The sequence below is a fragment of the Mycolicibacter longobardus genome, assembly GCF_002102265.1.
Lineage (GTDB): Bacteria > Actinomycetota > Actinomycetes > Mycobacteriales > Mycobacteriaceae > Mycobacterium > Mycobacterium longobardum.
In genome coordinates, this window is sequence record NZ_LQPG01000010.1 from 161819 (window position 1) to 186272 (window position 24454).

General features: G+C 68.3%; 25 protein-coding genes. 19 read left to right on the top strand and 6 right to left on the bottom strand.

The genetic code is table 11. From position 1 onward, the window contains the following. Nucleotides 1-3 precede the first annotated feature (3 nt). The 4 genes from secF to AWC16_RS05275 all read left to right on the top strand — a co-directional run bounded on the left by secF (nt 4) and on the right by AWC16_RS05275 (nt 5902). Nucleotides 4-1311 carry a protein translocase subunit SecF gene (gene secF / locus AWC16_RS05260; RefSeq protein WP_085263722.1) on the top strand — a complete coding sequence of 436 codons (1308 nt, stop codon included), beginning with the start codon at nt 4-6 and terminating at the stop codon, nt 1309-1311. Between the two features lie 6 nt (nt 1312-1317). After that, nucleotides 1318-2976 carry an ABC transporter substrate-binding protein gene (locus tag AWC16_RS05265; RefSeq protein WP_085263723.1) on the top strand — a complete coding sequence of 553 codons (1659 nt, stop codon included), beginning with the start codon at nt 1318-1320 and terminating at the stop codon, nt 2974-2976. After that, the gene (locus AWC16_RS05270) at nt 2973-3515 is read left to right on the top strand and encodes an adenine phosphoribosyltransferase (RefSeq protein WP_085263724.1); all 543 of its coding nucleotides are present in this window, start codon (nt 2973-2975) and stop codon (nt 3513-3515) included. The genes AWC16_RS05265 and AWC16_RS05270 overlap by 4 nt, the downstream gene beginning before the upstream one ends. 80 nt (nt 3516-3595) lie before the next feature. Then, on the top strand, nt 3596-5902 hold the full coding sequence (locus tag AWC16_RS05275; RefSeq protein ID WP_085263890.1) for a RelA/SpoT family protein: 2307 nt from the start codon (nt 3596-3598) through the stop codon (nt 5900-5902). A gap of 12 nt (nt 5903-5914) precedes the next feature. On the opposite strand, the gene AWC16_RS05280 is transcribed toward AWC16_RS05275, so the two are convergent. Continuing rightward, nucleotides 5915-6790 carry a peptidylprolyl isomerase gene (locus AWC16_RS05280; protein WP_085263725.1) on the bottom strand — a complete coding sequence of 292 codons (876 nt, stop codon included), beginning with the start codon at nt 6788-6790 and terminating at the stop codon, nt 5915-5917. A 110-nt stretch (nt 6791-6900) separates the two neighbouring features. Between AWC16_RS05280 and AWC16_RS05285 the strand changes: the two genes are divergently transcribed. The 4 genes from AWC16_RS05285 (at nt 6901) to AWC16_RS05300 (ending at nt 10389) form a co-directional block, all read left to right on the top strand. After that, nucleotides 6901-7578 (top strand): MBL fold metallo-hydrolase, encoded by a 678-nt coding sequence (locus tag AWC16_RS05285; RefSeq protein WP_085263726.1) that lies wholly within the window; start codon nt 6901-6903, stop codon nt 7576-7578. Next, a complete protein-coding gene (gene hisS, locus AWC16_RS05290) occupies nt 7575-8837 on the top strand; it encodes a histidine--tRNA ligase (protein WP_085263727.1) in 1263 nt (420 codons plus the stop codon). Before AWC16_RS05285 ends, hisS begins: the two co-directional genes overlap by 4 nt. A gap of 80 nt (nt 8838-8917) precedes the next feature. Then, nucleotides 8918-9829 carry an endonuclease domain-containing protein gene (locus AWC16_RS05295; RefSeq protein ID WP_085263728.1) on the top strand — a complete coding sequence of 304 codons (912 nt, stop codon included), beginning with the start codon at nt 8918-8920 and terminating at the stop codon, nt 9827-9829. 41 nt (nt 9830-9870) lie between these two features. Further along, complete coding sequence (locus AWC16_RS05300; RefSeq protein WP_085263729.1) at nt 9871-10389, top strand: hypothetical protein; 519 nt, start codon at nt 9871-9873, stop codon at nt 10387-10389. A gap of 7 nt (nt 10390-10396) precedes the next feature. On the opposite strand, the gene AWC16_RS05305 is transcribed toward AWC16_RS05300, so the two are convergent. Both AWC16_RS05305 and AWC16_RS05310 read right to left on the bottom strand, forming a co-directional pair. Next, nucleotides 10397-10744 carry a gamma-glutamylcyclotransferase family protein gene (locus tag AWC16_RS05305; protein WP_085263730.1) on the bottom strand — a complete coding sequence of 116 codons (348 nt, stop codon included), beginning with the start codon at nt 10742-10744 and terminating at the stop codon, nt 10397-10399. Then, nucleotides 10741-11274 carry a helix-turn-helix domain-containing protein gene (locus AWC16_RS05310; protein WP_085263731.1) on the bottom strand — a complete coding sequence of 178 codons (534 nt, stop codon included), beginning with the start codon at nt 11272-11274 and terminating at the stop codon, nt 10741-10743. The genes AWC16_RS05305 and AWC16_RS05310 overlap by 4 nt, the downstream gene beginning before the upstream one ends. An 82-nt stretch (nt 11275-11356) precedes the next feature. Between AWC16_RS05310 and AWC16_RS05315 the strand changes: the two genes are divergently transcribed. Both AWC16_RS05315 and AWC16_RS05320 read left to right on the top strand, forming a co-directional pair. Then, nucleotides 11357-12151 carry an aldolase gene (locus AWC16_RS05315; protein ID WP_085263732.1) on the top strand — a complete coding sequence of 265 codons (795 nt, stop codon included), beginning with the start codon at nt 11357-11359 and terminating at the stop codon, nt 12149-12151. Nucleotides 12152-12166: 15 nt separating this feature from the next. Beyond that, nucleotides 12167-13039 (top strand): dihydrodipicolinate synthase family protein, encoded by an 873-nt coding sequence (locus tag AWC16_RS05320; RefSeq protein WP_085263733.1) that lies wholly within the window; start codon nt 12167-12169, stop codon nt 13037-13039. 20 nt (nt 13040-13059) lie between these two features. Here the strand turns inward: AWC16_RS05320 and ypfJ are convergent, their stop codons facing one another. Then, nucleotides 13060-13935, bottom strand: a complete 876-nt coding sequence (ypfJ, locus tag AWC16_RS05325) for a KPN_02809 family neutral zinc metallopeptidase (RefSeq protein WP_085263734.1) — start codon at nt 13933-13935, stop codon at nt 13060-13062. Between the two features lie 499 nt (nt 13936-14434). Here ypfJ and AWC16_RS05330 point away from each other — a divergent pair, with 499 nt between their 5' ends. From AWC16_RS05330 to AWC16_RS05345, 4 genes are all read left to right on the top strand, one after another. Beyond that, nucleotides 14435-14734, top strand: a complete 300-nt coding sequence (locus tag AWC16_RS05330) for a PE family protein (protein ID WP_085263735.1) — start codon at nt 14435-14437, stop codon at nt 14732-14734. 14 nt (nt 14735-14748) lie between these two features. Beyond that, complete coding sequence (locus AWC16_RS05335) at nt 14749-15957, top strand: PPE family protein (protein ID WP_085263736.1); 1209 nt, start codon at nt 14749-14751, stop codon at nt 15955-15957. A 78-nt stretch (nt 15958-16035) separates the two neighbouring features. Further along, nucleotides 16036-16335 (top strand): WXG100 family type VII secretion target, encoded by a 300-nt coding sequence (locus tag AWC16_RS05340; protein WP_085263891.1) that lies wholly within the window; start codon nt 16036-16038, stop codon nt 16333-16335. 18 nt (nt 16336-16353) lie between these two features. Beyond that, nucleotides 16354-16638 carry a WXG100 family type VII secretion target gene (locus AWC16_RS05345; protein WP_013827941.1) on the top strand — a complete coding sequence of 95 codons (285 nt, stop codon included), beginning with the start codon at nt 16354-16356 and terminating at the stop codon, nt 16636-16638. Nucleotides 16639-16798: 160 nt separating this feature from the next. Here AWC16_RS05345 and AWC16_RS05350 read toward each other — a convergent pair whose 3' ends face one another. Further along, nucleotides 16799-17902, bottom strand: coding sequence for a hypothetical protein (locus tag AWC16_RS05350; protein WP_085263737.1), 1104 nt, complete (start codon nt 17900-17902; stop codon nt 16799-16801). Between the two features lie 108 nt (nt 17903-18010). Here AWC16_RS05350 and aspS point away from each other — a divergent pair, with 108 nt between their 5' ends. Both aspS and AWC16_RS05360 read left to right on the top strand, forming a co-directional pair. Continuing rightward, the gene (gene aspS / locus AWC16_RS05355) at nt 18011-19780 is read left to right on the top strand and encodes an aspartate--tRNA ligase (protein WP_085263738.1); all 1770 of its coding nucleotides are present in this window, start codon (nt 18011-18013) and stop codon (nt 19778-19780) included. A 45-nt stretch (nt 19781-19825) separates the two neighbouring features. Continuing rightward, nucleotides 19826-20233: a PaaI family thioesterase gene (locus AWC16_RS05360; protein ID WP_085263739.1), complete on the top strand. Its 408-nt coding sequence runs from the start codon at nt 19826-19828 to the stop codon at nt 20231-20233. Between the two features lie 6 nt (nt 20234-20239). Here the strand turns inward: AWC16_RS05360 and AWC16_RS05365 are convergent, their stop codons facing one another. Continuing rightward, complete coding sequence (locus tag AWC16_RS05365) at nt 20240-20668, bottom strand: transglycosylase family protein (protein WP_207572261.1); 429 nt, start codon at nt 20666-20668, stop codon at nt 20240-20242. A gap of 337 nt (nt 20669-21005) precedes the next feature. Here AWC16_RS05365 and AWC16_RS05370 point away from each other — a divergent pair, with 337 nt between their 5' ends. From AWC16_RS05370 to AWC16_RS05380, 3 genes are all read left to right on the top strand, one after another. Next, complete coding sequence (locus tag AWC16_RS05370) at nt 21006-21848, top strand: DUF3097 domain-containing protein (protein ID WP_085263740.1); 843 nt, start codon at nt 21006-21008, stop codon at nt 21846-21848. Nucleotides 21849-21938: 90 nt separating this feature from the next. Then, nucleotides 21939-23048, top strand: coding sequence for an NDMA-dependent alcohol dehydrogenase (locus tag AWC16_RS05375; protein ID WP_085263741.1), 1110 nt, complete (start codon nt 21939-21941; stop codon nt 23046-23048). Between the two features lie 70 nt (nt 23049-23118). After that, nucleotides 23119-24453 carry a replication-associated recombination protein A gene (locus AWC16_RS05380; protein WP_207572262.1) on the top strand — a complete coding sequence of 445 codons (1335 nt, stop codon included), beginning with the start codon at nt 23119-23121 and terminating at the stop codon, nt 24451-24453. Nucleotide 24454: the final 1 nt, after the last annotated feature.

The window sequence follows — 24454 nt, forward strand, 5'->3', positions numbered from 1 at the left end:
CAGATGGCCAAACCGAGCACCAAGGGCGGCACGAAGCGCGGGACGAAGTCCGCGAAAAACGACGCCGCGGCGGTAGAACACACCGAGAGCCGCACCGCCACAGAACAAACCGCCCGCAAGACGAAGACCTCGGCCAAGGCGCCGAAGCACAGCTTCCTGTCGCGGCTCTACACCGGCACCGGTGCGTTCGAGGTCATCGGCAAACGGCGGATGTGGTACGCGATCAGCGGCGTGATGGTGGCCATCGCCATCGTGAGCATCCTGGTCCGCGGCTTCACCTTCGGCATCGACTTCGCCGGCGGCACCAAGGTGTCGTTCCCGCGCGGCGACACCAGCGTCACCCAGGTCGAAGAGGTGTTCCGTAAGAGCGTCGGCAACAGCCCTGAATCTGTGGTCGTGGTCGGCAACGGCACCTCGGCGACCGTGCAGATCCGCGCCGAGACGCTCACCAACGAGCAGACCGAGAAGCTGCGCGATGACCTCTTCGACGCCTTCCAGCCGGCCGGCCCCAACGGGCAGCCCAGCAAGCAGGCGATCAGCGACTCGGCGGTGTCGGAGACCTGGGGCAGTCAGATCACCCAGAAGGCCGTGATCGCCCTGGTGGTCTTCCTATTGCTGGCCTCGCTGTACATCACCGTGCGTTACGAGTGGTACATGACCCTGTCGGCGATGATTTCGATGGTCTTCGACATCCTCGTCACCGCCGGGGTGTATTCGCTGGTCGGATTCGAGGTCACGCCGGCCACCGTCATCGGCTTGCTGACGATTCTCGGGTTCTCCATCTACGACACCGTGATCGTGTTCGACAAGGTCGAGGAGAACACACACGATTTCCAGCACAAACCCAAGCTGACCTATGCCGAGCAAGCCAACCTGGCCATCAACCAGACCTTCATGCGGTCGATCAACACCAGTCTGATCTCGGCGCTGCCGATCATCTCGCTGATGGTGGTCGCGGTATGGCTGCTGGGGGTGGGGACTCTCCAAGACCTTGCGCTGGTGCAGTTGGTCGGCGTCGTCGTCGGCACCTATTCGTCGATCTACCTGGCCACGCCGCTGCTGGTCACCCTGCGGGAACGCACCGAGCTGGTGCAGAACCACACCCGCCGGGTGATGCGGCGGCGCAACGCCGCGGCCGGCTCGAAGGCGGCTGCCGTGGACGATGACACCGCGGACGCCGCCGACACCACCGCCGACGAAGCGGATTCGGTGGCGGCCGCGCCGGCCGCGCCGGCCGCCGGTGCCAAACCGGTACGTCCCACCAGCCGGCGCACCCAGCGTCCGACCGGCAAGCCCGGCACCGGACGGTAACCGGCGATGGCGGCCCGCTGGCGGCACGCTGTGTCGCTGCTGGTGGCGATCGTCACCAGCCTCGGCGCCTGGTCGGTGTCGGCGTGCACCAGCGCCACGGTCGATCAGATCGACTACGCCGTGGACGGCGGCCTGATCACCTACAACAGCACCACGGTGGCCGGCGCCGCCTCGGCCGGGCCCCAGGCGTTCTCCCGCACCCTGACCGGCTTCGGCTACCACGGGCCGGACGGCCAGATCGTCACCGACCACGACTTCGGCAGCATCTCGGTGGTGGGCCGCGCCCCGCTGGTGCTGGACTACCAGATCGCCGACGCGGCGGTGTATTCCGACGGCAAACCCATCACCTGCGACGACCTGGTGCTGGCGTGGGCGGCTCAGTCCGGCCGTTTCCCCGGCTTCGACGCGGCCAGCCGAGCCGGCTACCTCGACATCGACAACATCGAGTGCCAGCCCGGCGCGAAGAAGGCCCGGGTGTCGTTCTTTCCCGACCGCAACATCGTCGACTACGAGGAGCTGTTCACCGCGACGTCGATGATGCCGGCGCACATCATCAGCGACAAACTCGGTGTGAACACCACCGACGCGGTGCTGGGGAAACTCGGTCCCCCCGAGGACGTCATGCCCAAGATCGCCGAGGCATGGAACACCACCTGGCAGCTTGACCGCAGTGCCGACCTGCGGCACTTCCCGTCGTCGGGCCCCTACAAGATCGACTCGGTGCTCGAGGGCGGCGCCGTGGTGCTGGTGGCCAACGACCTGTGGTGGGGCGCCAAGCCGGTCACCAAACGGATCACGGTGTGGCCGCAGGGCGCCGATATCGCCGAACGGGTCAACAAGCGCGTGGTCGAGGTCGTCGATGTGGCCACCGGATCCGCCGGTTCGCTGATCACCCCGGACGACTACCAGAGCGACGACAGCCCGTCTGGGGGCATCGAGCAGCTCATCTTCGCCCCGTCCGGCCCGCTGTCGGAGACTCCGGCCCGCCGTGCCGTGGCGCTGTGCACTCCGCGCGACGTGATCGCCCGCGACGCGGGCGTGCCGGTGGTCAACTCGCGGCTCAACACCGCCATCGACGACGCCTTCGACCAGGCCGAGAACGTGCCCGAGGCCGAACAGTTCGCGCACGCCGACCCGAACGCCGCCCGCGAGGCGCTGACCGGCAAACCCCTGACGGTGCGAATCGGTTACCGCGGGCCCAACACCCGGCTGGCCGCGGTGGTCGGGGCGATCACCGGGTCGTGCGCGCCGGCCGGCATCACCGTCACCGAGGTGGCCTCGGACACCGTGGGCCCGCAGGCGCTGCGGGAGGGCCAGATCGACGTGTTGCTGGCCAGCACCGGCGGATCCACCGGCAGCGGCTCGACCGGGTCGTCGGTGATGGACGCCTACGAGCTGTTCAGCGGTAACGGCAACAACCTGTCCGGCTACCACAACGACCAGATCGACGGCATCATCTCCGCGCTGGCCATCACCGCCGACCCCGCGGAGCTGGTCCGGCTGCTGGGGGAGAGCGCCCCGGTGCTGTGGGCCGACATGCCGACCCTGCCGCTGTACCGACAGCAACGCACCCTGCTGTCGTCGAAGAAGACCTACGGTGTCGCCGCCAACCCCACCCGGTGGGGCGCCGGCTGGAACATGGACCGCTGGGCGCTGCAGCAGTGAACCCGGCCGGGCCGGCGCGGGGCGCCGCCGAGATCATCGCGTCGCTGACCCGCGAGGTGGCCGACTTCCCCAGCCCGGGAATCGCGTTCAAAGACCTGACCCCGGTGTTCGCCGACGCCGCCGGGCTGGCCGCGGTCACCGACGCCTTGGCCCGCGTCGCTGCCGGGGCGGAGCTGGTGGCCGGCATCGACGCGCGGGGATTTCTGCTGGCCGGGGCGGTCGCCGACCGGCTCGGGGTGGGGGCGCTGGCTGTCCGCAAGGGCGGCAAGCTGCCGCCGCCGGTGCTGTCGGAGGCCTATCAGCTCGAATACGCCCACGCCGTGCTGGAGATCCCGGCCAACGGAATCGAATTGGCCGGCCGCCGGGTGGTGATCGTCGACGACGTCCTGGCCACCGGCGGTACCCTGGCCGCTACGCAGCGACTGTTGCGTCGCGCCGGAGCAGACGTGGTTGCGGCGGCGGTGGTGTTGGAGCTGGCCGGAATGGGCGGGCGTGCCGCGGTGGCACCGTTGCGGCTGGACAGCCTGCATCTCGTTTAGCCGTATTCTCGTGGTCGGAGGTGAGTTCAGTGGCGGATGAGCAGCACGGCGTTGATGTTGCCCAGGCCGATGACGAAGCCGTGGCCCAGGACTCGCCCACCGAGAAGACCGATCTGCTGAAGGTCCCCACCAGTGCCTCCCGGCGGGTGCGGGCCCGGATCGCCCGCCGCATCACCGCCCAGCGCGGCGCCCTGAGCCCGGTGCTGGAGCCGCTGGTCGCGGTGCACCGGCAGTACTACCCGAAAGCCAATCTGGCGCTGCTGCAACGCGCCTATGAGGTCGCCGAAGACCGGCACGCCACCCAGACGCGCCATTCCGGTGATCCCTACATCACCCATCCGGTCGCCGTGGCCACCATCCTGGCGGAGCTGGGCATGGACACCATCACGCTGGTGGCCGCGCTGCTCCACGACACCGTCGAGGACACCGGCTACACGCTGGAGGCACTGGCCGGCGAATTCGGCGACGAGGTCGCCCACCTGGTCGACGGGGTGACCAAGCTGGACAAGGTGGTGCTGGGCACCGCGGCCGAGGCCGAGACCATCCGCAAGATGGTCATCGCCATGGCGCGTGACCCGCGCGTGCTGGTGATCAAGGTCGCCGACCGGCTGCACAACATGCGCACCATCCGCTTCCTGGCGCCGGAGAAGCAGGCCCGCAAAGCGCGTGAGACGCTGGAAGTCATTGCGCCACTGGCACATCGGCTGGGTATGGCCACCGTCAAGTGGGAACTCGAGGACCTGTCGTTCGCGATCCTGCACCCGAAGCGCTACGAGGAGATCGTGCGGCTGGTGGCCGATCGGGCGCCGTCGCGGGACACCTACCTGGCCAAGGTGCGCGCTGAGATCGTCAACACGCTGGCGAAGTCGAAGATCGCCGCCACCGTCGAGGGCAGGCCCAAGCACTACTGGTCGATCTATCAGAAAATGATCGTGCGGGGCCGCGACTTCGACGACATCTACGACCTGGTGGGGCTGCGGATCCTGTGCGACGAGATCCGGGACTGCTACGCGGCGGTCGGCGTCGTGCACTCGCTGTGGCAGCCGATGGCCGGCCGGTTCAAGGACTACATCGCCCAGCCGCGCTACGGGGTCTACCAGTCTCTGCACACCACGGTGATCGGCCCGGAGGGCAAACCTCTGGAGATCCAGATCCGGACCCGCGAGATGCACCGCACCGCCGAATACGGCATTGCCGCCCACTGGCGCTACAAAGAAGCCAAGGGCCGCAACGGTGTTCCGCATCTCAACACCGCCGCAGAGATCGACGACATGGCCTGGATGCGCCAGCTGCTGGACTGGCAGCGGGAAGCCGCGGACCCCGGCGAATTCCTCGAGTCGCTGCGGTATGACCTGGCTGTCAAAGAGATCTTCGTGTTCACCCCCAAGGGCGATGTGATCACCCTGCCCACCGGATCCACCCCCGTCGACTTCGCCTACGCGGTGCACACCGAGGTCGGCCACCGCTGCATCGGCGCCCGCGTCAACGGCCGGCTGGTGGCGCTGGAGCGCAAGCTCGAAAACGGGGAAGTGGTCGAGGTTTTCACCTCGAAGGCGCAGAACGCCGGGCCGTCGCGGGACTGGCAGCAGTTCGTGGTGTCGCCGCGCGCCAAGGCCAAGATCCGGCAGTGGTTCGCCAAGGAGCGCCGCGAGGAGGCGCTGGAATCCGGCAAGGACGCGATGGCGCGCGAGGTGCGCCGGGTGGGCCTGCCGCTGCAGCGCCTGGTCAACGGCGAGTCGATGGCCGCGGTAGCCCGCGAACTGCACTACAGCGACGTGTCCGCGCTCTACACCGCGGTCGGCGAGAACCACATCTCGGCACACCACGTGGTGCAACGGCTGGTGGCCCAGCTCGGCGGGGTGGACCAGGCCGAGGAGGATCTGGCCGAACGCTCCACCCCGCTGACCATTACGCGCCGCGAGCGCCACACCGACGACGTCGGCGTCGCGGTGCCCGGCGCCACCGGGGTGCTGACCAAGCTGGCCAAGTGCTGCACCCCGGTGCCGGGCGACGAGATCATGGGTTTCGTCACCCGCGGCGGCGGGGTGTCGGTGCACCGCACCGACTGCACCAATGCCGACGCGCTGCGCCAGCAGGACGAGCGGATCATCGAGGTCAAATGGGCGCCTTCGCCGTCGTCGGTGTTCCTGGTCGCCATCCAGGTCGAGGCCTTGGACCGGCACCGGCTGCTGTCGGACATCACCAAGGTGCTCGCCGATGAGAAGGTCAACATCCTGTCGGCCTCGGTCACCACGTCACGAGACCGGGTGGCGATCAGCCGGTTCACCTTCGAGATGGGCGACCCGAAGCATCTCGGGCACCTGCTCAACGTGGTCCGCAACGTCGAGGGCGTCTTCGACGTCTACCGGATCACGTCGGCGGCTTAGGCACCGCCCCCGTCAGTCGGCCTGCACCGACTTGACGGTCACCTTGACGGCCGGCGGGCCGTCGTCGGCGCCGCCCTGCACACCGGCCTCGGCGATCTTGTCCAGGGTGGCCAGGCCGTCGTCCTGGATCTTGCCGAACACCGTGTACTGGGGCGGCAGCATCGAATCCCGGTACACCAGGAAGAACTGGCTGCCGTTGGTGCCGGGCCCGGCGTTGGCCATGGCCACGGTGCCGCGCGGGTAGGTCACCGGCCGCTGGGCGGCCGGGTCGCCGGATTCGTACTGGTCGGTGGGGTACTCGTTGGCGAACTCATACCCGGGGCCACCGGTGCCGTCGCCGGCCGGATCGCCGCACTGCAGCACACTCAGCGTCGGCGATGTGGTCAGCCGGTGGCACTGCGTGTCCTTGAAGAAGTCCTTCGCGGCCAGGCTGATGAAACTGTTGACGGTGCACGGTGATTGGGCGTTGCTGAGCATCAGACCGATGGGGCCCTGGTCGGTCATCATCGACACGCTGACCTCTGCCGGATCGGTCGGGACCTTGCCGGAGCGCGGCGGCTCGACCGCCTTGCTGGCCGGGCGCGCCTTCGGGTACTGGCAGTTGGCGCCCAGTTCGGGCGACGCGGTGAACTTCGGCAGCTGCCCCGCGCCGCCCGTGGGTGCCGGCGAGGCCGCTGAGGATTCCGAGGAGCCGCTCGCGTTGATGTTGCCCGCGTCGCCGTCGTCGCGCAGGACCACGAACACCACACCGGCCATCAGCAGCACCGCCGCCACCGCGCCGACGATCATCAGCAGGCGGCGCTGCTTGCGGGCCGCCTCGGCACGCTGCTGCACCTGTTGGTCCAGATTGCGCTTGGCGGCGGCACGCCGTTCTGAGTTCGTGGGCACCGGCAGTAACCTCCCTGTCTCGCTGACTGAGTCGGGTTCCAAGTCTGCCAGAGCCGGCGTGGGCTGCCCGCGTCACCGCCGAGTGGGCGCGCAATGGGAAACTGGTCGATGTGTTGGTGACCGGATTCCCCGCTGGAATGCTGGCGTGCAACTGCTACGTGCTGGCGCGGCGTAAGGGCGCCGATGCGATCGTCGTCGACCCCGGACAGCGCGCGATGGCCAGGCTTCAGCACATCCTCGACGAGAATCGGCTGACGCCGTCGGCGGTGCTGCTCACCCACGGCCACATCGACCACATCTGGTCGGCGCAGAAGGTCTCCGACACCTACGGCTGCCCCACCTACATCCACCCCGAGGACCGCTTCATGCTCACCGACCCGCTGCGGTCCCTTGGCACGCTGCCCGGCCAGGCACTGTTCGGCGCACTGAGCAAGGTGATGTTCTCCGAGCCCAAGCAGCTGGTCGAACTGGACCGCGACGGGGACAAGCTCGGCCTCGGCGACACCCCCGTCACGGTCGACCACACCCCGGGGCACACCCGCGGCTCGGTGGTCTTCCGAGTGGAAGGCGACGCCAAAGAGGTGGTGTTCAGTGGTGACACGCTTTTCCAGAACTCGGTGGGGCGCACCGACCTGCCCGGCGGCAGTGGCCGGGAGCTGATGACGTCGATCGTCGACAAGCTGTTGACTCTTGACGATGCGACAGTGGTGCTGCCCGGCCACGGACCGAAGACCACCATCGGCGCCGAACGCCGGTACAACCCGTTCCTGGAAGGGCTCAGTGCGTGAGCACGTTTGCCGCACCCAAAGGGGTGCCCGATTACGTTCCGCCGGCCTCGGCCGGTTTCGTCGCGGTGCGCGACGGGCTGCTGGCGGTCGCTCGCCGCGCCGGCTACGGCGACATCGAGCTGCCGATCTTCGAGGACACCGCGCTGTTCGCCCGCGGGGTGGGGGAGTCCACCGACGTGGTCTCCAAGGAGATGTACACCTTCGCCGACCGTGGCGACCGGTCGGTGACGCTGCGGCCCGAGGGCACCGCCGGGGTGGTGCGTGCGGTGATCGAGCACGGGCTGGACCGCGGCCAGCTGCCGGTCAAGCTGTGTTACTCGGGGCCGTTCTTCCGTTACGAGCGTCCGCAGGCCGGCCGGTATCGGCAGCTTCAGCAGGTCGGGGTGGAGGCGATCGGCGTCGACGACCCGGCGCTGGACGCCGAAGTGATCGCCGTCGCCGACGCGGGCTTTCGCTCGCTGGGCCTGGACGGCTTCCGGCTGGAGCTCACCTCGCTGGGCGACGACACCTGCCGGCCGGCTTATCGAGAGTTGTTGCAGCAGTTCCTGTTCGGCCTCGACCTCGATGATGAGACTCGCCGGCGCGCGCAGATCAATCCGCTGCGGGTGCTCGACGACAAACGCCCGCAGGTGCGTGAGATGACCGCCGACGCCCCGCTCATGCTCGATCACCTCTCGCAGGCCGCGAGGATGCACTTCGACACCGTGCTGGCGCACCTGGATGCGCTCGGGGTGCCCTACGTGGTGAACCCCCGCATGGTGCGCGGGCTGGACTACTACACCAAGACCACCTTCGAGTTCGTCCACGACGGATTGGGCGCGCAGTCCGGGATCGGCGGCGGTGGCCGCTACGACGGGCTCATGCGCCAGCTGGGCGGGCAGGATCTGTCCGGAATCGGCTTTGGGCTCGGGGTGGACCGCACCCTGCTGGCGCTGGCCGCCGAGGGCAAGAGCGTGGGCCAGACCACCCGGTGCGACGTGTTCGGGGTGGGCCTTTCGGAGGCGGCCAAGCTGCGGCTCGCCGTGGTGGCCGGGCAGTTGCGCGCGGCCGGGGTGCGGGTGGACCTGGCCTATGGGGACCGCGGCCTCAAGGGCGCGATGCGCGCTGCTGACCGCTCCGGAGCCGCGCTCGCCCTGGTCGCCGGGGACCGCGACCTGGAGGCCGGCACCGTCGGCGTCAAGAATCTGGCCGCCGGGGAGCAGGTCGACGTTGCGCTTGAGGACGTCGTGGCCGACGTCCTACGCCGAATGTCGCCTTGATACACGGTTATCCACAGAACGCGTGACATAACCCGACGCTCGGCACACGGATGACGGCGTGAACCGTCAGTGTGACCGCCATGAGGCAAGCAGGCTGGCCCTTCGTAGGCACCGAGGCGCTGGCGGCGGGCCGGGTCACCAGGCGGACGCTGCGTAGCCGGCATCAGATGCTCTACCGCAACGTCTACCTGCCGAATGGGCAGGAACTCACGCCCGTCACCCGCGCGGTTGCGGCCTGGTTGTGGTCGGGCCGCGCCGCCACGGTTGCCGGGGTCTCCGCCGCGGCGTTGCACGGTTCGCGGTGGTTGGATGCCCGATTGCCGGCCGAGCTGAACCGGACTGCTCCCGGCTCCGTTGACGGGATCGTCATCCGTCGCGAGCAGTTGCGGCCGGACGAGACATGTCTGATCCGGGGGATACCGACCACTACTGTCGCGCGGACCGCATTCGATGTCGGGCGCCGGACGGGACTGGTGACCGCGGTGATCCGGCTTGACGCACTGGGACATGCCACCGGACTCGTCCCGGGTGAGGTGGCAGAAGTGGCCGACCGTCATGGCGGTGCACGAGGCATAACTCAGCTGCGGCAAGCGGTCTCGTTGATGGACGGCGGGGCCGAGTCACCGCAGGAGACTCGGACGCGACTGTTGATGATTCGCAGTGGCCTGCCGCCGCCGGTGACCCAGATCGTCGTGCGAGATGACTACGGACGCCCATTCGCCCGCATCGACATGGGCTGGCCCGAATACCGAGTGGGAGTGGAGTTCGACGGTGCTCAGCATTGGACCGATCCCCGGCAACGAACTGCGGACATCGACCGTTACGCCGAGTTGGCGGCACGAGGTTGGGTGATCGTCCGAGTCAGCAGTGGCCTGCTTCGGGATCGGCCGGCCGTCATACTCGAGCGGGTCCAGACCGCACTTCGGGCAGCCGGTTGGACCGGGACCAAGCCGAATGTCGAGTTGTTGTACGCACGCCGACTCAGAGCGTGACAAAAGTCGTCACTCGGCAAGCTCCGGTAGCGTTACGCGGTATGACGATCATGCGGAAAGCGACAGCCGGGGTCGGCACGGCGCTGCTGGCGGCGGCGGTCGGAATGCTGGCCGGCCAGGCGACGTCACTGGCGGACCCGGAAACCCCGACAGAACCTTCGGCTGAGGCGCCGGCGCCATCCCCGACGGAAAGTGCTCCCCAATCGCCGGCCGAAGCCCCGAAGAAGAGCTCGGCCGGCGGCCACGAGGTCACCTACACCATCACCGCCACCAGCGACCTGACCGGCAACATCTCCTACATCAAGACCGACCCGCCCAGCATGTCGGCTTACAACGCCAACTCCTCGGAGTACCTGGAGACGGTTCGCGTGCCGATCAGCGGGGGACAGCCCCTGGTCTACACGACCACCCTGGCCGACCCGAGCCAGTGGGCGCTGGTCACCGCCAGCGGAGGTCTGAGGATCAACCCCGAGTTCCACTGCGAGATCGCCGTCGACGGCGAAGTGGTGGTGTCGCAGCAGGGCGGCAGCGGTGTGTCCTGCTCGACCCGGCCTTGGTAGCGACACCTCAGTCGGCGAACACGTACACCCAGGCCTGCGCGCCGGAGCGTAGCGGCACCGAAACCCGCCGGTAGGCGTCGACTTCGTAGTCGTCGGCGGCCGCCAGTTCCGCGGTGCTGATCGCGAACACCGTGCCGTCAATGTGGGCACCGGGTGCTGCCGATGGGCGCAGGATCGGGTGACGGTCGCTGCCGCTGACCGCCACCACCTCCGGATCGGTGATCATCACGTAGTCGAGGTCATAGCCCACGATCGCGTCGGGCCGGCCGTCGAGCTCGCGCCCGAACGTGCTGCGTTGCACCTCCGGTAGCTGCAGGGTGCCGTAGGAGAACAACAGTTGGGTGTCGTTGGTCATTGCGGGCCGGCCTCCGCGACGACGACGACCTCGGCGGGTTGGGGCCCGACCGTGCGGATGCGGTGGTTGATCGAGGCGTCGAAGTAGGCGCTGTCACCGGCCGCCAAGGTCCAGGTCGCATCGCCGTATTCCAGCTCCACCGTTCCTGCGTGGACGAACACGAACTCCTGACCGGTGTGCAGGGCGTGCAGCGGGTCAGCCTCGCGAAGCGTGCGCCCGGTGGGGCGCACCACGAACGGCGACATCGACTTTCCCAGCATTCCCGACGCGATCGCCCGGTAGCGTTGCCGATTCGCGCTGCGGTCGGCGGCCCGGTCGACGGTGATCTTGTCCTCCTCGCGCTGTTCGGAGAACAGTTGCGCCACATCGACATCCAGGGCCTGGGCGACCTTGATGGCCGTCGCGATGGATGGCGTGCTGCGGCTGCGTTCGATCTTGGACAGGTAGCTCTTGGTCAGCCCGGTTCGCCCGGCGAGGTCTTCGAGAGTCAGTCCTCGCTGCTTGCGGACGGTCCGCAACAGTTCAGTCATGTGTCCATGATCGCACAGATATGACACAAGGTGTCCTATCGCATAAGGTGGTGTCATCACTGGCCGCCACCGAGGAGTTGCCGTGGGAACCACGTTCGACGATTCCAAATCCGATTTGATGCAGCGTGCCCAGCGGGGCCTTGCGGAGAACTTCGCGCAAGTGCAGTGGTCCACCCGCCAGAAGCTGGCGCTGACCTGCCGGGCGCTGTCGGATCGCGGCCACGACTCGGGCCTGGCCGGGCAGATCACCGCCCGGGCCGAGGCGTCCGGCACCTATTACACCCAGCGGCTCGGCCTGGGCTTCGACGAGATCACCGACGCCAACCTGCTGCTCGTCGACGAAGACCTCTGTGTTCTTGCGGACTCGGGGACTCCGGGCATGGCCAACCCCGCCAACCGCTTCCACAGCTGGATCTACCGGGCCCGCCCCGATGTGCAGTGCATCGTGCACACCCACCCCTTCCATGTGGCCGCCCTGTCGATGCTGGAGACACCGCTGGTCATCTCCCACATGGACACCACCCCGCTCTACGACGACTGCGCCTTTCTGCCGAACTGGCCGGGCGTACCGGTCGGCAACGAGGAGGGCGAGATAATCACGGAAGCCCTCGGCGACAAGAAGGCGATCCTGCTGGCGCACCACGGTCAGATCGTGGCCGCCGCCAGCGTCGAGGAGGCCTGCTCCCTGGCGGTGTTGATCGAGCGTGCGGCCGCCCTGCAGCTGGCCGCCATGGCCGCCGGGACCATCAGGGAACTCCCGGAGAAGCTGGCCCGCGAAGCCCACGACTGGACCCTGTCGCCCAGCCGCAGCGTGGCCAATTTCGCCTACTACGCCCGCCGTGCACTGGCCGGCCACCCCGACGCAATCACCGGATAACTCAAGGAGCACTTCGTGGCAGCACCTTTGCGCGGCGTCATCGGCTACTCGATAACGCCGTTCAACGACGAGGGTATCGACACCGCCGTCCTGACTACCGTCACCCAGCGACTCCTCGACGCCGGCGTGCACGCCATCGCCCCCTTGGGCAGCACCGGTGAACTCGCCTACCTTGACGAGCACGAATTCGACATCGTCGTCGACACCACGATGGCGGCGGTAGCCGGGAGGCTTCCGGTGCTGGTCGGGGTGTCGGACCTGACCACCGCGCGCACCGTGCGGCGCGCCCGTTACGCGGCGCAGGCCGGTGCTGCTGCGGTGATGGTCTCGCCGGTGTCGTACTGGAAGCTCTCCGAACGGGAGATCACCGCCCACTACGCGGCCGTCTCCGACGCCGTCGGCATCGACATCGTCGCCTACAACAACCCGGCCACCTCCGGGGTGGACATGAGCCCCGAGCTGCTGGTGGGCATGTTCGAGAGCATCGAGCACGTCACCATGGTCAAGGAGTCCACCGGAGATCTGACCCGGATGCTGCGGATAGCCGAGCTGTCCGGCGGACGCCTGCCGTTCTTCAACGGCAGCAACCCGCTCGTGCTCGAGGCACTGCGCGCCGGTGCCGCCGGCTGGTGCACTGCGGCACCCAACCTGCGCGCGCAACCATGCCTGGATCTGTACGCGGCGGTCACCGGGGGAGACCTGGACACCGCGCAGGCGCGCTACGACGAACTCAAGCCGCTGCTGGAGTTCATCGTGGCCGGTGGGCTGCCCACCACGGTCAAGGCGGGCTTGGAGCTACTCGGGGTGCCGGCCGGAGTGCCGCGGCGCCCGCTGTTGCCGCTCGACGACGCGGGCCGTGCCGAGCTGCGCGGACTGCTCCCGGGCTGACCTGACGGCGGCGTCCGCCGCTAGCCCAGGTTGCTGGTGGCGAAGGTGTCGCACTGGTTGGGGTCGCCGGTCTGGTAGCCGACGGTGAACCAGTGCTGACGCTGCGCCGAGGCGCCGTGGGTCCAGGACTCCGGGTTGACCCGGCCGGTCGCGGCTTCCTGGATGCGGTCGTCGCCCACCGAGGATGCCGCCGACAAGGCGTCGCGGATGTCGTCGTCGCTCAGCGGCTGCAGGAACGGCACCCCGGTGCTCGCCTGCTTGGTCACCGATGCGTAGTGCGCCCACACCCCGGCGTAGCAGTCGGCCTGCAGTTCGGTGCGGACTCCGGCGCCGGTCGGGCCCTGCGCGCCGCTCTGGGCCCGGCCGAGCACGCCGCGCAGGTTCTGCACGTGGTGGCCGAACTCGTGGGCCACCACGTATTCCTGTGCCAGCGGGCCGCTGCTGGAGCCGAACTGGTCGACGAGCACGTTGAAGAAGTCAGTGTCGAAGTAGGCGGTCCGGTCCGCCGGGCAATAGAACGGACCCACGGCACTGCTGGCCACTCCGCAGCCGGTGGACGTCTGTCCGCTGAACAGCTGCACCTGCGGGCGGGTGTAACCGCGTAACAGGTCGGACCACACCGCGTCCACCGAGTTGGCGGTGGCGACCACCCGGCACTGCACGTATCTATTGGCGTCCTCGCCGGTGCGGCACTTGTTCAGATCGAAGCCCGGCGCTGCGTACTGCCCGGGATCCACCGGCTGCTGGCTGAGTACGTCACCGGGGTCGGCCCCCAGCAACAGCGCCACCACCAACACCACCAGCCCCGCGACACCACCGCCGATGGCGATCCCACGGCCGGCACCGCCGGACGAGGTGGTGCTGGTATCGATCTGCATACCTTCGTTGAAGGTCATCGCACGCTCCGTGGGGTTGTCCGTGGGTACAGGGGGCCGGCCCGTCCGGTTTTGGGCCACCTTAGCTTCGCACACCGGAACCGGCCGTCAGACCCCGTTCAGGCCGGTTGGCTGTGACAAATCCGCTTAGTTAATTAAGCGTCTCCACCCTTGTATGACCAGTTTCCAAACCTTTACTGAATGTTTGTCGCGCTGCTGTACCGCTTGCTGGTAGCGGTGTTACGTTCTGCATCCGGCCGGCAGTGGGGCTCACTCGCGACGGCCTGCCATAGGTTTCTGCCACGTCTCTCTAGAGAGGTTGCCGCCAGGTGAACGCGTCAGCTCGTCTCCTGCCAGCTCGGCCTGGTACCGGACGTGAGTTGTCGTTCGCCTCTGCAGTCACACCTTTATCAGGCCGTTATCGCAACGGTCCGCTAGAGTGACCTACGTCAAGTATTGACGCAGACTTCGCCCAGCCAACATTTCACCGACTCGCGCGCACGTTCCCAGGAGGCCCAAGATGTCGTTCGTAACCGCCCAGCCAGAGAATCTGACGGCTGCTGCCGGAAGCCTGTCCGGAATCGGGGACTCCATGACCGCGGGAGTGGCGGCGGCCGCTGCCCCCACCACCGGTGTGATCGCGCCTGCCGCCGACCTGGTGTCCGCGCTGACCGCGGCCCAGTTCTCCGTTCACGGCGCGCTGTTCCAGGAGGTCGGCGCTCAGGCCGCGGCGGTGCACCAGCAGATCGCGGCGACGTTGAGCAGCAACGGGAGTGCCTACGCCTTCACCGAGGCCGTCAACGCCTCTTCGGCCGGTTGAGGCGGGGCGCATAGATGAGCTTCAGTCTGTTTCCGCCGGAGATCAATTCCGGCTTGATATATACCGGACCGGGTTCGGCACCGCTGCTGGAGGCCGCCGAAGCCTGGGCTCAGCTGTCGGCAGAGCTTGCGATGTCCGCGACGTCCACGCACTCGGTGATCGCCAATCTGGACTCGACCTGGACCGGGCTCGGCTCGGCGTCGGCGACGGCTGCCGTCACGCCCTATGTGACCTGGCTGGAGACGGCGGCGGCCAACGCCGCGGAAAACGCCCAGCTCGCGACGCAGGCTGCGGCGTTGTTCGAGGCGGCGCGCTCGGCGTCGGTACCCCCGCCGGTGATCGCGGCCAACCGGGCGATGCTGCTGGCGTTGATCGCGACCAACTTCTTCGGGCAGAACACCCCGCTGATCCAGACCGTCGAGCACCAGTATGAGGTCATGTGGGCCACCGACGGCGCCGCGATGGACACCTACAGCGGGGCCGCGGAGGCCAACAACAACGCGCTGCAGCAGCAGCCGCCGCCGCCGCAGTCCGCGCAGGGGGCAACGCCGGGATCGGCTGCGAGTGGGGATCCGGTGGTACCCGGAACCCCCGGCACCCCGCCTACCAACCCGGGCTATGATTTTGCCACCGTCGGCGGACTCTTCGATGCGGCCGGCATCGATCCGTCCATGATCGGCATCGCCGACGAGACCCTTCTCGCCACGCAGATCAGCTCGATAATGTCACCCATCAACACGGCGAGTATGCCGCTGATGATGGGTGCCAGAATGCTGCCGATGCTGATGCAGTTCGCCCGGATGGGTGGGGCAGCCGGTACGGGCGCACTGGCCGGACAGACCGCCGGTGGGGGCGGCGCCGGCACCCTGATGACCCAGATCGGCGACTTCGTCAACGACAAGCTGCAAGGCGCGGTCGGCGTGCTGGCCGGCCACTTCAGTTCGGCGACCAACGCCATCTCCGCCAAGCTCGGTCAGGCCGCCTCGATGGGCGCGCTGAAGGTGCCGCAGGCCTGGTCGATGGCCGCCGACGGCATGGTCCGTGCCGCCCCCGTGCTGCCGGCCACCACCGTCAGCGCCCCGATCCAGACCATGTCGGCGTCGTCGGGAATGCCCGGCGGCCCGTTCGGCAACGCGCTGATGGGCGCGATGGCCGGACGCGGACTCGGCGCTGTCGCCGCCAAGGCCCCCAAAGTTATGCCCCGTTCGCCGGCCGGCGGGTAGCGGAAGGGGCCCTGAACACACGTGTCCGCCGGACCGGCGTCCGGCACCACAACGAATTCCGAGCAAGAAGGAGAAATCATGACCGCCCGTTTTATGACCGACCCGGACGCCATGCGTGCCATGGCGGGTCGTTTCGATGTGCATGCGCAGACCGTTGAGGATGAGGCCCGCCGGATGTGGGCGTCCTCGACCAACATCTCCGGCGCTGGCTGGGGTGGTCTGGCCGAGCGGACGTCGATGGACACCATGGGTCAGATGCAGACCGCGTTTCGCAACATCGTGACGATGCTGCACGGGGTCCGCGATGGCCTGATTCGTGACGCCAACCACTACGAGCAGCAGGAAGCTGCCTCGCAGCAGATCCTGTCGGGCAGCTAGCAAAAGGAGCTATGACTGATGTCTATCAACTACCAGTTCGGTGATGTCAACGCTCACGGTGCGCTGATCCGCGCGCAGGCCGCTTCGCTGGAGGCTGAGCACCAGGCGATCGTGCACGATGTGCTGGCCGCCGGGGACTTCTGGGGCGGCGCGGGTTCGGTGGCCTGCCAGGAGTTTGTGGCGCAGTTGGGCCGCAACTTCGCGGTGATCTATGAGCAGGCCAACGCTCATGGTCAGAAGGTGCAGACCGCCGGCAACAACATGGCCAACACCGACGCCTCCGTCGGCTCCAGCTGGGCCTAGAACACTTTCATAACGGGATCAGTGCCTCGCCACCAGCAAGGTGGCGGGGCACTGGTTTTTCTGCGGGTCACTGCGCCGCTCGCCGCGCTGATGGGGTCGGGTCAGCTGGGCCCCCAACGGTCTTGCCAACCGGTGGTGGCCCCACGCGGGGGCCGGTCTGTCACCCCGTCGTCGCTGCCGATGCGCACGCGCCCAACACCGTGGTCGAGATGAACGTCGCGGCGTTGGCCAGATAGTTGTCGGACGGGTCATAGGTCGGCAGCGCCAGCACGAACGCCCGCCGGTACTGCGCGGACAGCTCCGCGAAGTCCTGCAGCGTGGGGTTGTTGCTGCGACGGCCGAGCTGCTGCATCTTGTTGGCCAGACTGATCATGATCGGCCCGACCGCCAGGTTGACCGCCTTCTGCTGGGGGTTCCAGTAGGTCCCCGGGATGCTGGGGTCGATCCCATGCCACTCGGCGGCGTCGGCGCCGAACTTGTCCAGTGTGGTCTTCCAGTCCGCGCACACCGGGTTGGGACCGGTCAGGTAGCGCTGCGGGTTGGTGGGGTTGCCGGGCGGGGCGGTCTTGGTGGGCGTCGCCTGTGCCTCGACCAGCGGTGCGCGGGTCGCCGCTGAGCCGTTGTTGGCGGCGGCGCAGATCGCGGCCAGCGCCGACGCCGCACTGTGTGCGGTGCCGGCCAGGGCGGCGTCCCGCTCGGTGTAGGTGGGAATGTGTTCGACGAAGGTGCGGGCGTAGGCGATGAACTGTTCGTAGAGTTCGCGCATCACCCGGTGCGGGGTCAGCTTCACCAGCCCGACGGTCTGCGCGGCGGCGTTGCGCACCACCTGCCCGGCGACCAGGTACTCCTTCTTCTGCTCGTCGTCCCACGCGGCGGCCGGAATCGACTGATCGCGCTCGTTCCACTTGCCGTGTCCCAGCATCGACAGGGTGTTGGACAGGTTGCTGCTGATCGACCCCCAGGCGACGCAGCTGGGGTCGTTGATGATGATCGACACCGGCCCGGTGTCGTCGGCGCTGGCGATGCCCGACGCGCTCGCGTTGCGGCTGGCGGCCGTGCCGTCCAGCGGACCCTTGGCCGGGCTACCGCCCACCAGCACCACCGCGACCAGCACCAAGGCGACCACCGCCAGCACGACCACGGCTGCCAGCCCCCATTTGAGGCTCTTGGCCTGTTTCGGTGCGGCCGCGGCGTCCTCGTCGTACTCGTCTTCGTCGTCTTCGTCGTCGTAGTCGAAGTCGAGGTCATCGGTGCCGTTGGTCACAGTCAGCCAGCTTAGAGCACCGACCGGCGCGGGGCAGTGCCGCGAGATGCCTCTAGACTTGGCGACCGTCGAACCGTTACCTAGCAATCCGTCAACAAGGGGGTATTCGTGCTGCGCAGCCACGACGCCGGCTCACTGCGGGCCACCGACGCCGGGCTGAGCGTCACGCTGGCCGGCTGGGTGGCGCGCCGACGCGACCACGGCGGGGTCATCTTCATCGACCTGCGCGACGCTTCCGGGGTGTCGCAGGTGGTGTTTCGCGATGCCGCGGTGCTCGAGCAGGCCCACCGCCTGCGGGCGGAGTTCTGTGTGGCGGTCACCGGTGTAGTCGAAGTTCGCCCCGAGGGCAACGAGAATCCCGAGCTGCCCACCGGGGCCATCGAGGTCAACGCGACGGCGCTGAAGGTGCTCAATGAGGCTGCGCCCCTGCCGTTTCAACTCGACGAGTCGGCCGGCGAGGAAGCCCGGCTGCGGCACCGGTATCTGGATCTGCGTCGCGAGGACGGCCCCGGCGCGGCGTTGCGGCTGCGTTCCAAGGTCAACGCGGCCGCCCGTGCGGTGCTGGCCGAGCACCAGTTCGTCGAGATCGAAACCCCCACCCTGACCCGATCCACCCCGGAGGGCGCCCGCGACTTCCTGGTGCCGGCGCGGCTGCAGCCCGGTTCGTTCTACGCGCTGCCGCAGAGCCCTCAGCTGTTCAAGCAACTGCTGATGGTGGCCGGTATGGAGCGCTACTACCAGATCGCGCGCTGCTACCGGGACGAGGACTTCCGGGCCGACCGTCAGCCGGAGTTCACCCAGCTGGATCTGGAGATGAGCTTCGTCGACGCCGAGGACGTGATCGGCATCGCCGAGCAGGTGCTCAAAGCGCTGTGGGCACTGATCGGCTATGACCTGCCGCTTCCGCTGCCCCGAATCAGCTACGCCGACGCGATGCGCCGGTTCGGCTCCGACAAGCCCGACCTGCGATTCGGCCTAGAACTGGTGGAGTGCACGGAGTTCTTCTCCGACACCACTTTCCGGGTCTTTCAGGCTCCCTACGTGGGTGCCGTCGTGATGCCGGGCGGGGCATCGCAGCCGCGGCGCACCCTGGACGGCTGGCAGGAATGGGCCAAGCAGCGCGGAGCCAAGGGCCTGGCGTACGTGTTGATCGGCGAGGACGGTGAGCTGTCCGGGCCGGTGGCCAAGAACCTCACCGACGCCGAACGCGCCGGGCTGGCCGGGCACGTCGGCGCCGCGGCGGGGGACTGCATCTTCTTCGCGGCCGGGCCGGCCAAGCCGTCCCGGGCGTTGCTGGGGGCAGCCCGCGGCGAGATCGCCCGGCGCCTGGATCTGATCGATCCGAACACCTGGGCGTTCACCTGGGTGGTCGACCCGCCGCTGTTCGAGCCCGCCGACGACGCCACCGCCGCCGGTGACGTCGCCGTCGGCTCCGGAGCGTGGACCGCGGTGCACCACGCCTTCACCTCGCCGAAGCCGGAGTATGCCGGCAGCGTGGAATCCGACCCCGGCACCGTGCTCGCCGACGCCTACGACGTGGTGTGCAACGGCAACGAGATCGGCGGCGGTTCGATCCGTATCCACCGCCGTGACGTCCAGCAGCAGGTCTTCAAGGTGATGGGGTTGGGTGAAGCCGAGGCTGCCGAAAAGTTCGGATTCCTGTTGGACGCCTTCAGCTTCGGCGCACCGCCGCACGGCGGGCTGGCGTTCGGCTGGGACCGGGTGGTGGCGTTGCTGGCCGGGGTGGACTCGATCCGCGAGGTGATCGCATTCCCGAAGTCCGGCGGCGGCATCGACCCGCTGACCGATGCCCCGGCCCCGATCACCGCGGCCCAGCGCAAGGAAGCCGGGATCGACGCGGTGCCCCAGCAGCGCTGAGGCCGCCCCTGGACAGCGACGGCGCTGTCGGCAAGGCTGGCAGGCATGGATTCGGCCGAGTTCGCCCGGTTGGTCATCGCCAATATGCCGTTCGCGGCCGCCCTGCAGATCGAGTTCGTCGAACTGACACCGCAACAGGTGCGCGCCGCCATGGCGTGGGCGCCGGAGCGATGCACCACCGCCGGCATCCTGCACGGGGGAGCCTTGATGGCCTTCGCAGACACCGTCGGCGCGGTGTGCGCGGTGGCGAATCTGCCCCACGGCGCCAGCACCTCGACCATCGAGTCGAAGACCAACTTCTTCCGGGCGGTGCGCGAGGGCACCGTCACCGCGACCAGTCTTCCGTTGCACGTCGGCCGGACGACGATCGTGGTGCAGACCGATCTGACCGACGATCGGGGCAAGCTGGTCGCGCGGGTCACCCAGACCCAGGCGGTGCTGTCGCCGAAGTAGCCGGACTCACCAGAACGGTTTGAGCAGACCGCGCATCGCCGGCGGCACCCAGCCCTTCACCGACGACGGGAATACCCGCCCCGGACCGCAATGGGGCCAGGCATAGGGACCCTGTTCGTCCAGGACCCGATTGGCGACGGCGATCTGTTCCTCGCGTGACGCCTTCGCCGGCGATCCCACACCGCCGAATGCGTGCCAGGTCGACGGTTTGAACTGCAGTCCACCGTAGAAACCGTTCCCGGTATCGGCGGCCCAGTTGCCGCCCGATTCGCATTGCGCGACGGCGTCCCAGCCCATCAACATGTTGTCTGCACGAGCGATTCCGGTCGAGGCCAGCAGCGCTCCCACAATCCCCCCGGTGACCAGCCCGGATGCGGACCAGTTGCGGTGCCGCCTCCCGAACTGCACGACACGCCGTGCCGTGTTCCGGTACATATCACAACCTCCGTGATAGTTGTCTATCAGTGAGGTTTACGAGCTTAACGCGATAAATGATGAAATTGCACATTTTCAGCACCTAAAGATACAAATGAGTCTGTTGTTATTGTTTGAGGCAAAAGTAAACAAAAGATGCTTTAGTTAACTGAGTTGTTATTGTTACGTATGTTGCGAGAGATCTCTTAGAAATTAAGAGGAATTCTTGCCGTGTGGGGCTGTCCCGCTCGCTGGTCCCCGGCCCTTCCCGCCGAGTGGGATTCTCACGACGGGACGCGCCGGAATCGCGTCGCCAGGGTCCCACTCGGCGGAGCGATGCCCGCCTAAGCTGCCTGCCGTGGCCGACCGCTATGGAACCGACATCCTCGCCGACAACCCGCACACCGCCCGCAAGATCCGGTCCGTCGAGGTTCCGGTGGAACGCGGCATGGTGGTCGAGGACGCTCAGAGCGGCTACGTCGGCGCAGTGGTGCGGGTGGCCTACGGACGGATGGACCTCGAAGACCGCCATGGCCGCACCCGCGGCTTCCCCGTCGGCCCCGGCTACCTGATCGACGGCAAGCCGGTGATCCTGACCGAGCCGCGGCCCAGCGCACCCAAGGCGCCGGCGCGCACCGCCTCGGGATCGGTGGCGGTGCCGGGCGCCCGCGCCAAGGTGGCCCTGGCCAGCCGGATCTACGTGGAGGGCCGCCACGACGCCGAACTGGTCGAGCAGGTCTGGGGTGAGGACCTTCGGGTCGAGGGAGTGGTGGTCGAATACCTCGGCGGAATCGATGACCTGGCCGGCATCGTGGCCGAGTTCCAGCCCGGGCCGGGCCGTCGGCTCGGGGTGCTGGTCGACCATCTGGTCGCCGGCTCCAAGGAGACCCGCATCGCCGAGACGGTGCGCCGCGGACCCAGCGGTGCGCACACCCTGATCGTCGGGCATCCGTACGTCGACATCTGGCAGGCGGTCAAGCCCGGCCGGCTCGGTCTGCGGGAGTGGCCGAAGATCCCGCGCAACGTGGAGTGGAAACACGGGATCTGCGCCGCGCTGGGCTGGCCGCATGCCGGCCAGGCCGACATCGCCGCGGCCTGGCAGCGCATCCGGGGCCGGGTGCGGGACTGGACCGACCTGGAGCCGGAGCTGATCGGCCGCGTCGAGGAACTTATCGACTTCGTGACGCAATCCGGCGGTTAGCGAGCCTCGACGAAGAGAGGCGAGCTGGACCGGCGTGGCAATCCGGCTGAATTCGGCCGCCATGGCTCCCGAGCCGGTTGGATGTCAGTCATGAAAACAATTGCCGCCGTGGCGCATGCGCCCAACCAGCCCTTCGAGATCATCGAGTTGGACCTGGACGGGCCCGGCCCGGGCGAGGTGCTGATCAAGTTCACCGCCGCCGGCCTGTGCCACTCGGACCTGCACCTGGCCGACGGCGACTGGCCCGCGCGGTTCCCGATCGTCGGAGGGCACGAGGGCTCGGGGATCATCGAGGACGTCGGCCCCGGGGTCACCAAGGTCAAGCCGGGCGATCACGTGGTGTGCTGCTTCATCCCCAGCTGCGGAGTCTGCCGGTACTGCTCGACCGGGCGGCAGAACCTGTGCGACATGGGCGCCACCATCCTGGAGGGCTGCATGCCCGACGGCACCTTCCGATTCCACTCGGGTGACACCGACTACGGCGGGTTCTGCATGCTGGGCACCTTCGCCGAGCGGGCGACCGTCCCACAGCACTCGGTGGTCAAGGTCGACGACTGGCTGCCGCTGGAGACCGCGGTGCTGGTGGGCTGCGGCGTGCCGACCGGCTGGGCGACCGCCAACTACGACGGCGGGGTGCGCGCCGGCGACACCGTGGTGGTCTACGGCGTCGGCGGGGTCGGCATCAACGCGGTACAGGGCGCCGCGCACGCCGGCGCCAAGTACGTGGTGGCGGTCGACCCGGTGGAGTTCAAACGCGACACCGCCCTGCGGCTCGGCGCCACCCACGCGTTCGCCACCCCCGAGGAGGCGATGGTCCAGATCGCCGAACTGACCTGGGGACAGATGGCCGACCAGGCCCTGATCACCGTCGGCGACCTGGACGAGGCCATCACGACCGCGGCGTTCAACACCATCGGCAAGGGCGGCACCGTCGTGATCGCCGCTCTGGGCCGCATGGAGGACCTCAACGTGCAGGTCTCGGGCACCCAGCTGGCACTGTTCGGCAAGACCATCAAGGGCACCCTGTTCGGGGGCGCCAACCCGCAGTACGACATCGTGAGACTGCTGCGCCTCTACGACGCCGGCCAGCTCAAGCTCGACGAGCTGGTCACCCGCCGCTACACCCTGGAACAGGTCAACGAGGGCTACGCGGACCTGCGCGAGGGCAAGAACATCCGCGGGGTGATCGTGCACCGCTGACGCTGACGCTGACGCTGCCGGAGCCGCCGCCGTCACAGCGGAACGCGGCGGCGATCCGGCGGCGCATGGTATGCCTGAAGGCGTGTCCGACGGACTGTTCGACCTGACCGGCGCCCCGGCACCCGAGCCCGGCACCGGCACCTCCGCACCGCTGGCGGTGCGGATGCGCCCGGCCTCCCTGGACGAGGTGGTCGGCCAGGATCACCTGCTGGGTCAGGGATCCCCGCTGCGCCGCCTGGTCGATGGCTCCGGGGCGGCGTCGGTCATCCTCTACGGCCCGCCCGGTACCGGCAAGACCACCCTGGCCTCGCTGATCTCCGGCGCCACCGGCCGGCGCTTCGAGGCGCTGTCGGCGCTGAGCGCCGGGGTCAAAGAAGTGCGCGCCGTGATCGACACCGCCCGGCGCGCGGCCGCCTACGGCGAGCAGACCGTGCTGTTCATCGATGAGGTACACCGGTTCTCCAAAACCCAGCAGGATGCGCTGCTGGCCGCGGTGGAGAACCGGGTGGTGCTGCTGGTGGCGGCCACCACCGAGAACCCGTCGTTCTCGGTGGTGGCGCCGCTGCTGTCGCGGTCGCTGATTCTGCAGCTGCGGCCGCTGGGGCCCGAGGACATCGCCGCCGTGGTGCGCCGCGCCATCGACGACGAGCGTGGGCTGGGCGGGCGCATCGAGGTGGCGCCCGACGCGGTGGACCTGCTGGTCCGGTTGGCCGCCGGGGATGCGCGCCGCGCCCTGACGGCACTCGAGGTGGCTGCCGAAGCGGGGCAGCGCGTGACCGTCGAGATCGTCGAGGGGTCGCTGGATCAGGCCGCGGTGCGCTACGACCGCGACGGCGACCAGCACTACGACGTCATCAGTGCGTTCATCAAGTCGGTGCGTGGCTCCGACGTCGACGCCGCGCTGCACTACCTGGCCCGGATGCTGGTCGCGGGGGAGGATCCGCGATTCATCGCGCGCCGGCTGATGATCCTGGCCAGCGAGGACATCGGGATGGGAGATCCGACCGCGCTGCAGACCGCGGTCGCCGCCGCGCAGACCGTCGCGCTGATCGGTATGCCGGAGGCGCAGCTGACCCTGGCGCATGCCACCGTGCATCTGGCGACCGCTCCGAAGTCCAATGCGGTGACCACCGCGCTGGGTGCGGCGATGAACGACATCAAGGCGGGTAAGGCCGGGGCGGTACCGGCGCACCTGCGCGACGGCCATTACGCGGGGGCCCAATCTCTGGGCAACGCGGTCGGCTACCGCTACGCCCACGACAATCCGGAAGGCGTTGTGGCACAGCAATATCCACCGGATGAACTGGTCGGTGTCGACTACTATCAGCCCACCGGCCGGGGCGCCGAGCGGGAGATCGCCGGGCGGTTGGAGAGGCTGCGTGCCTTCATCCGTCGCCGGAGCTGAG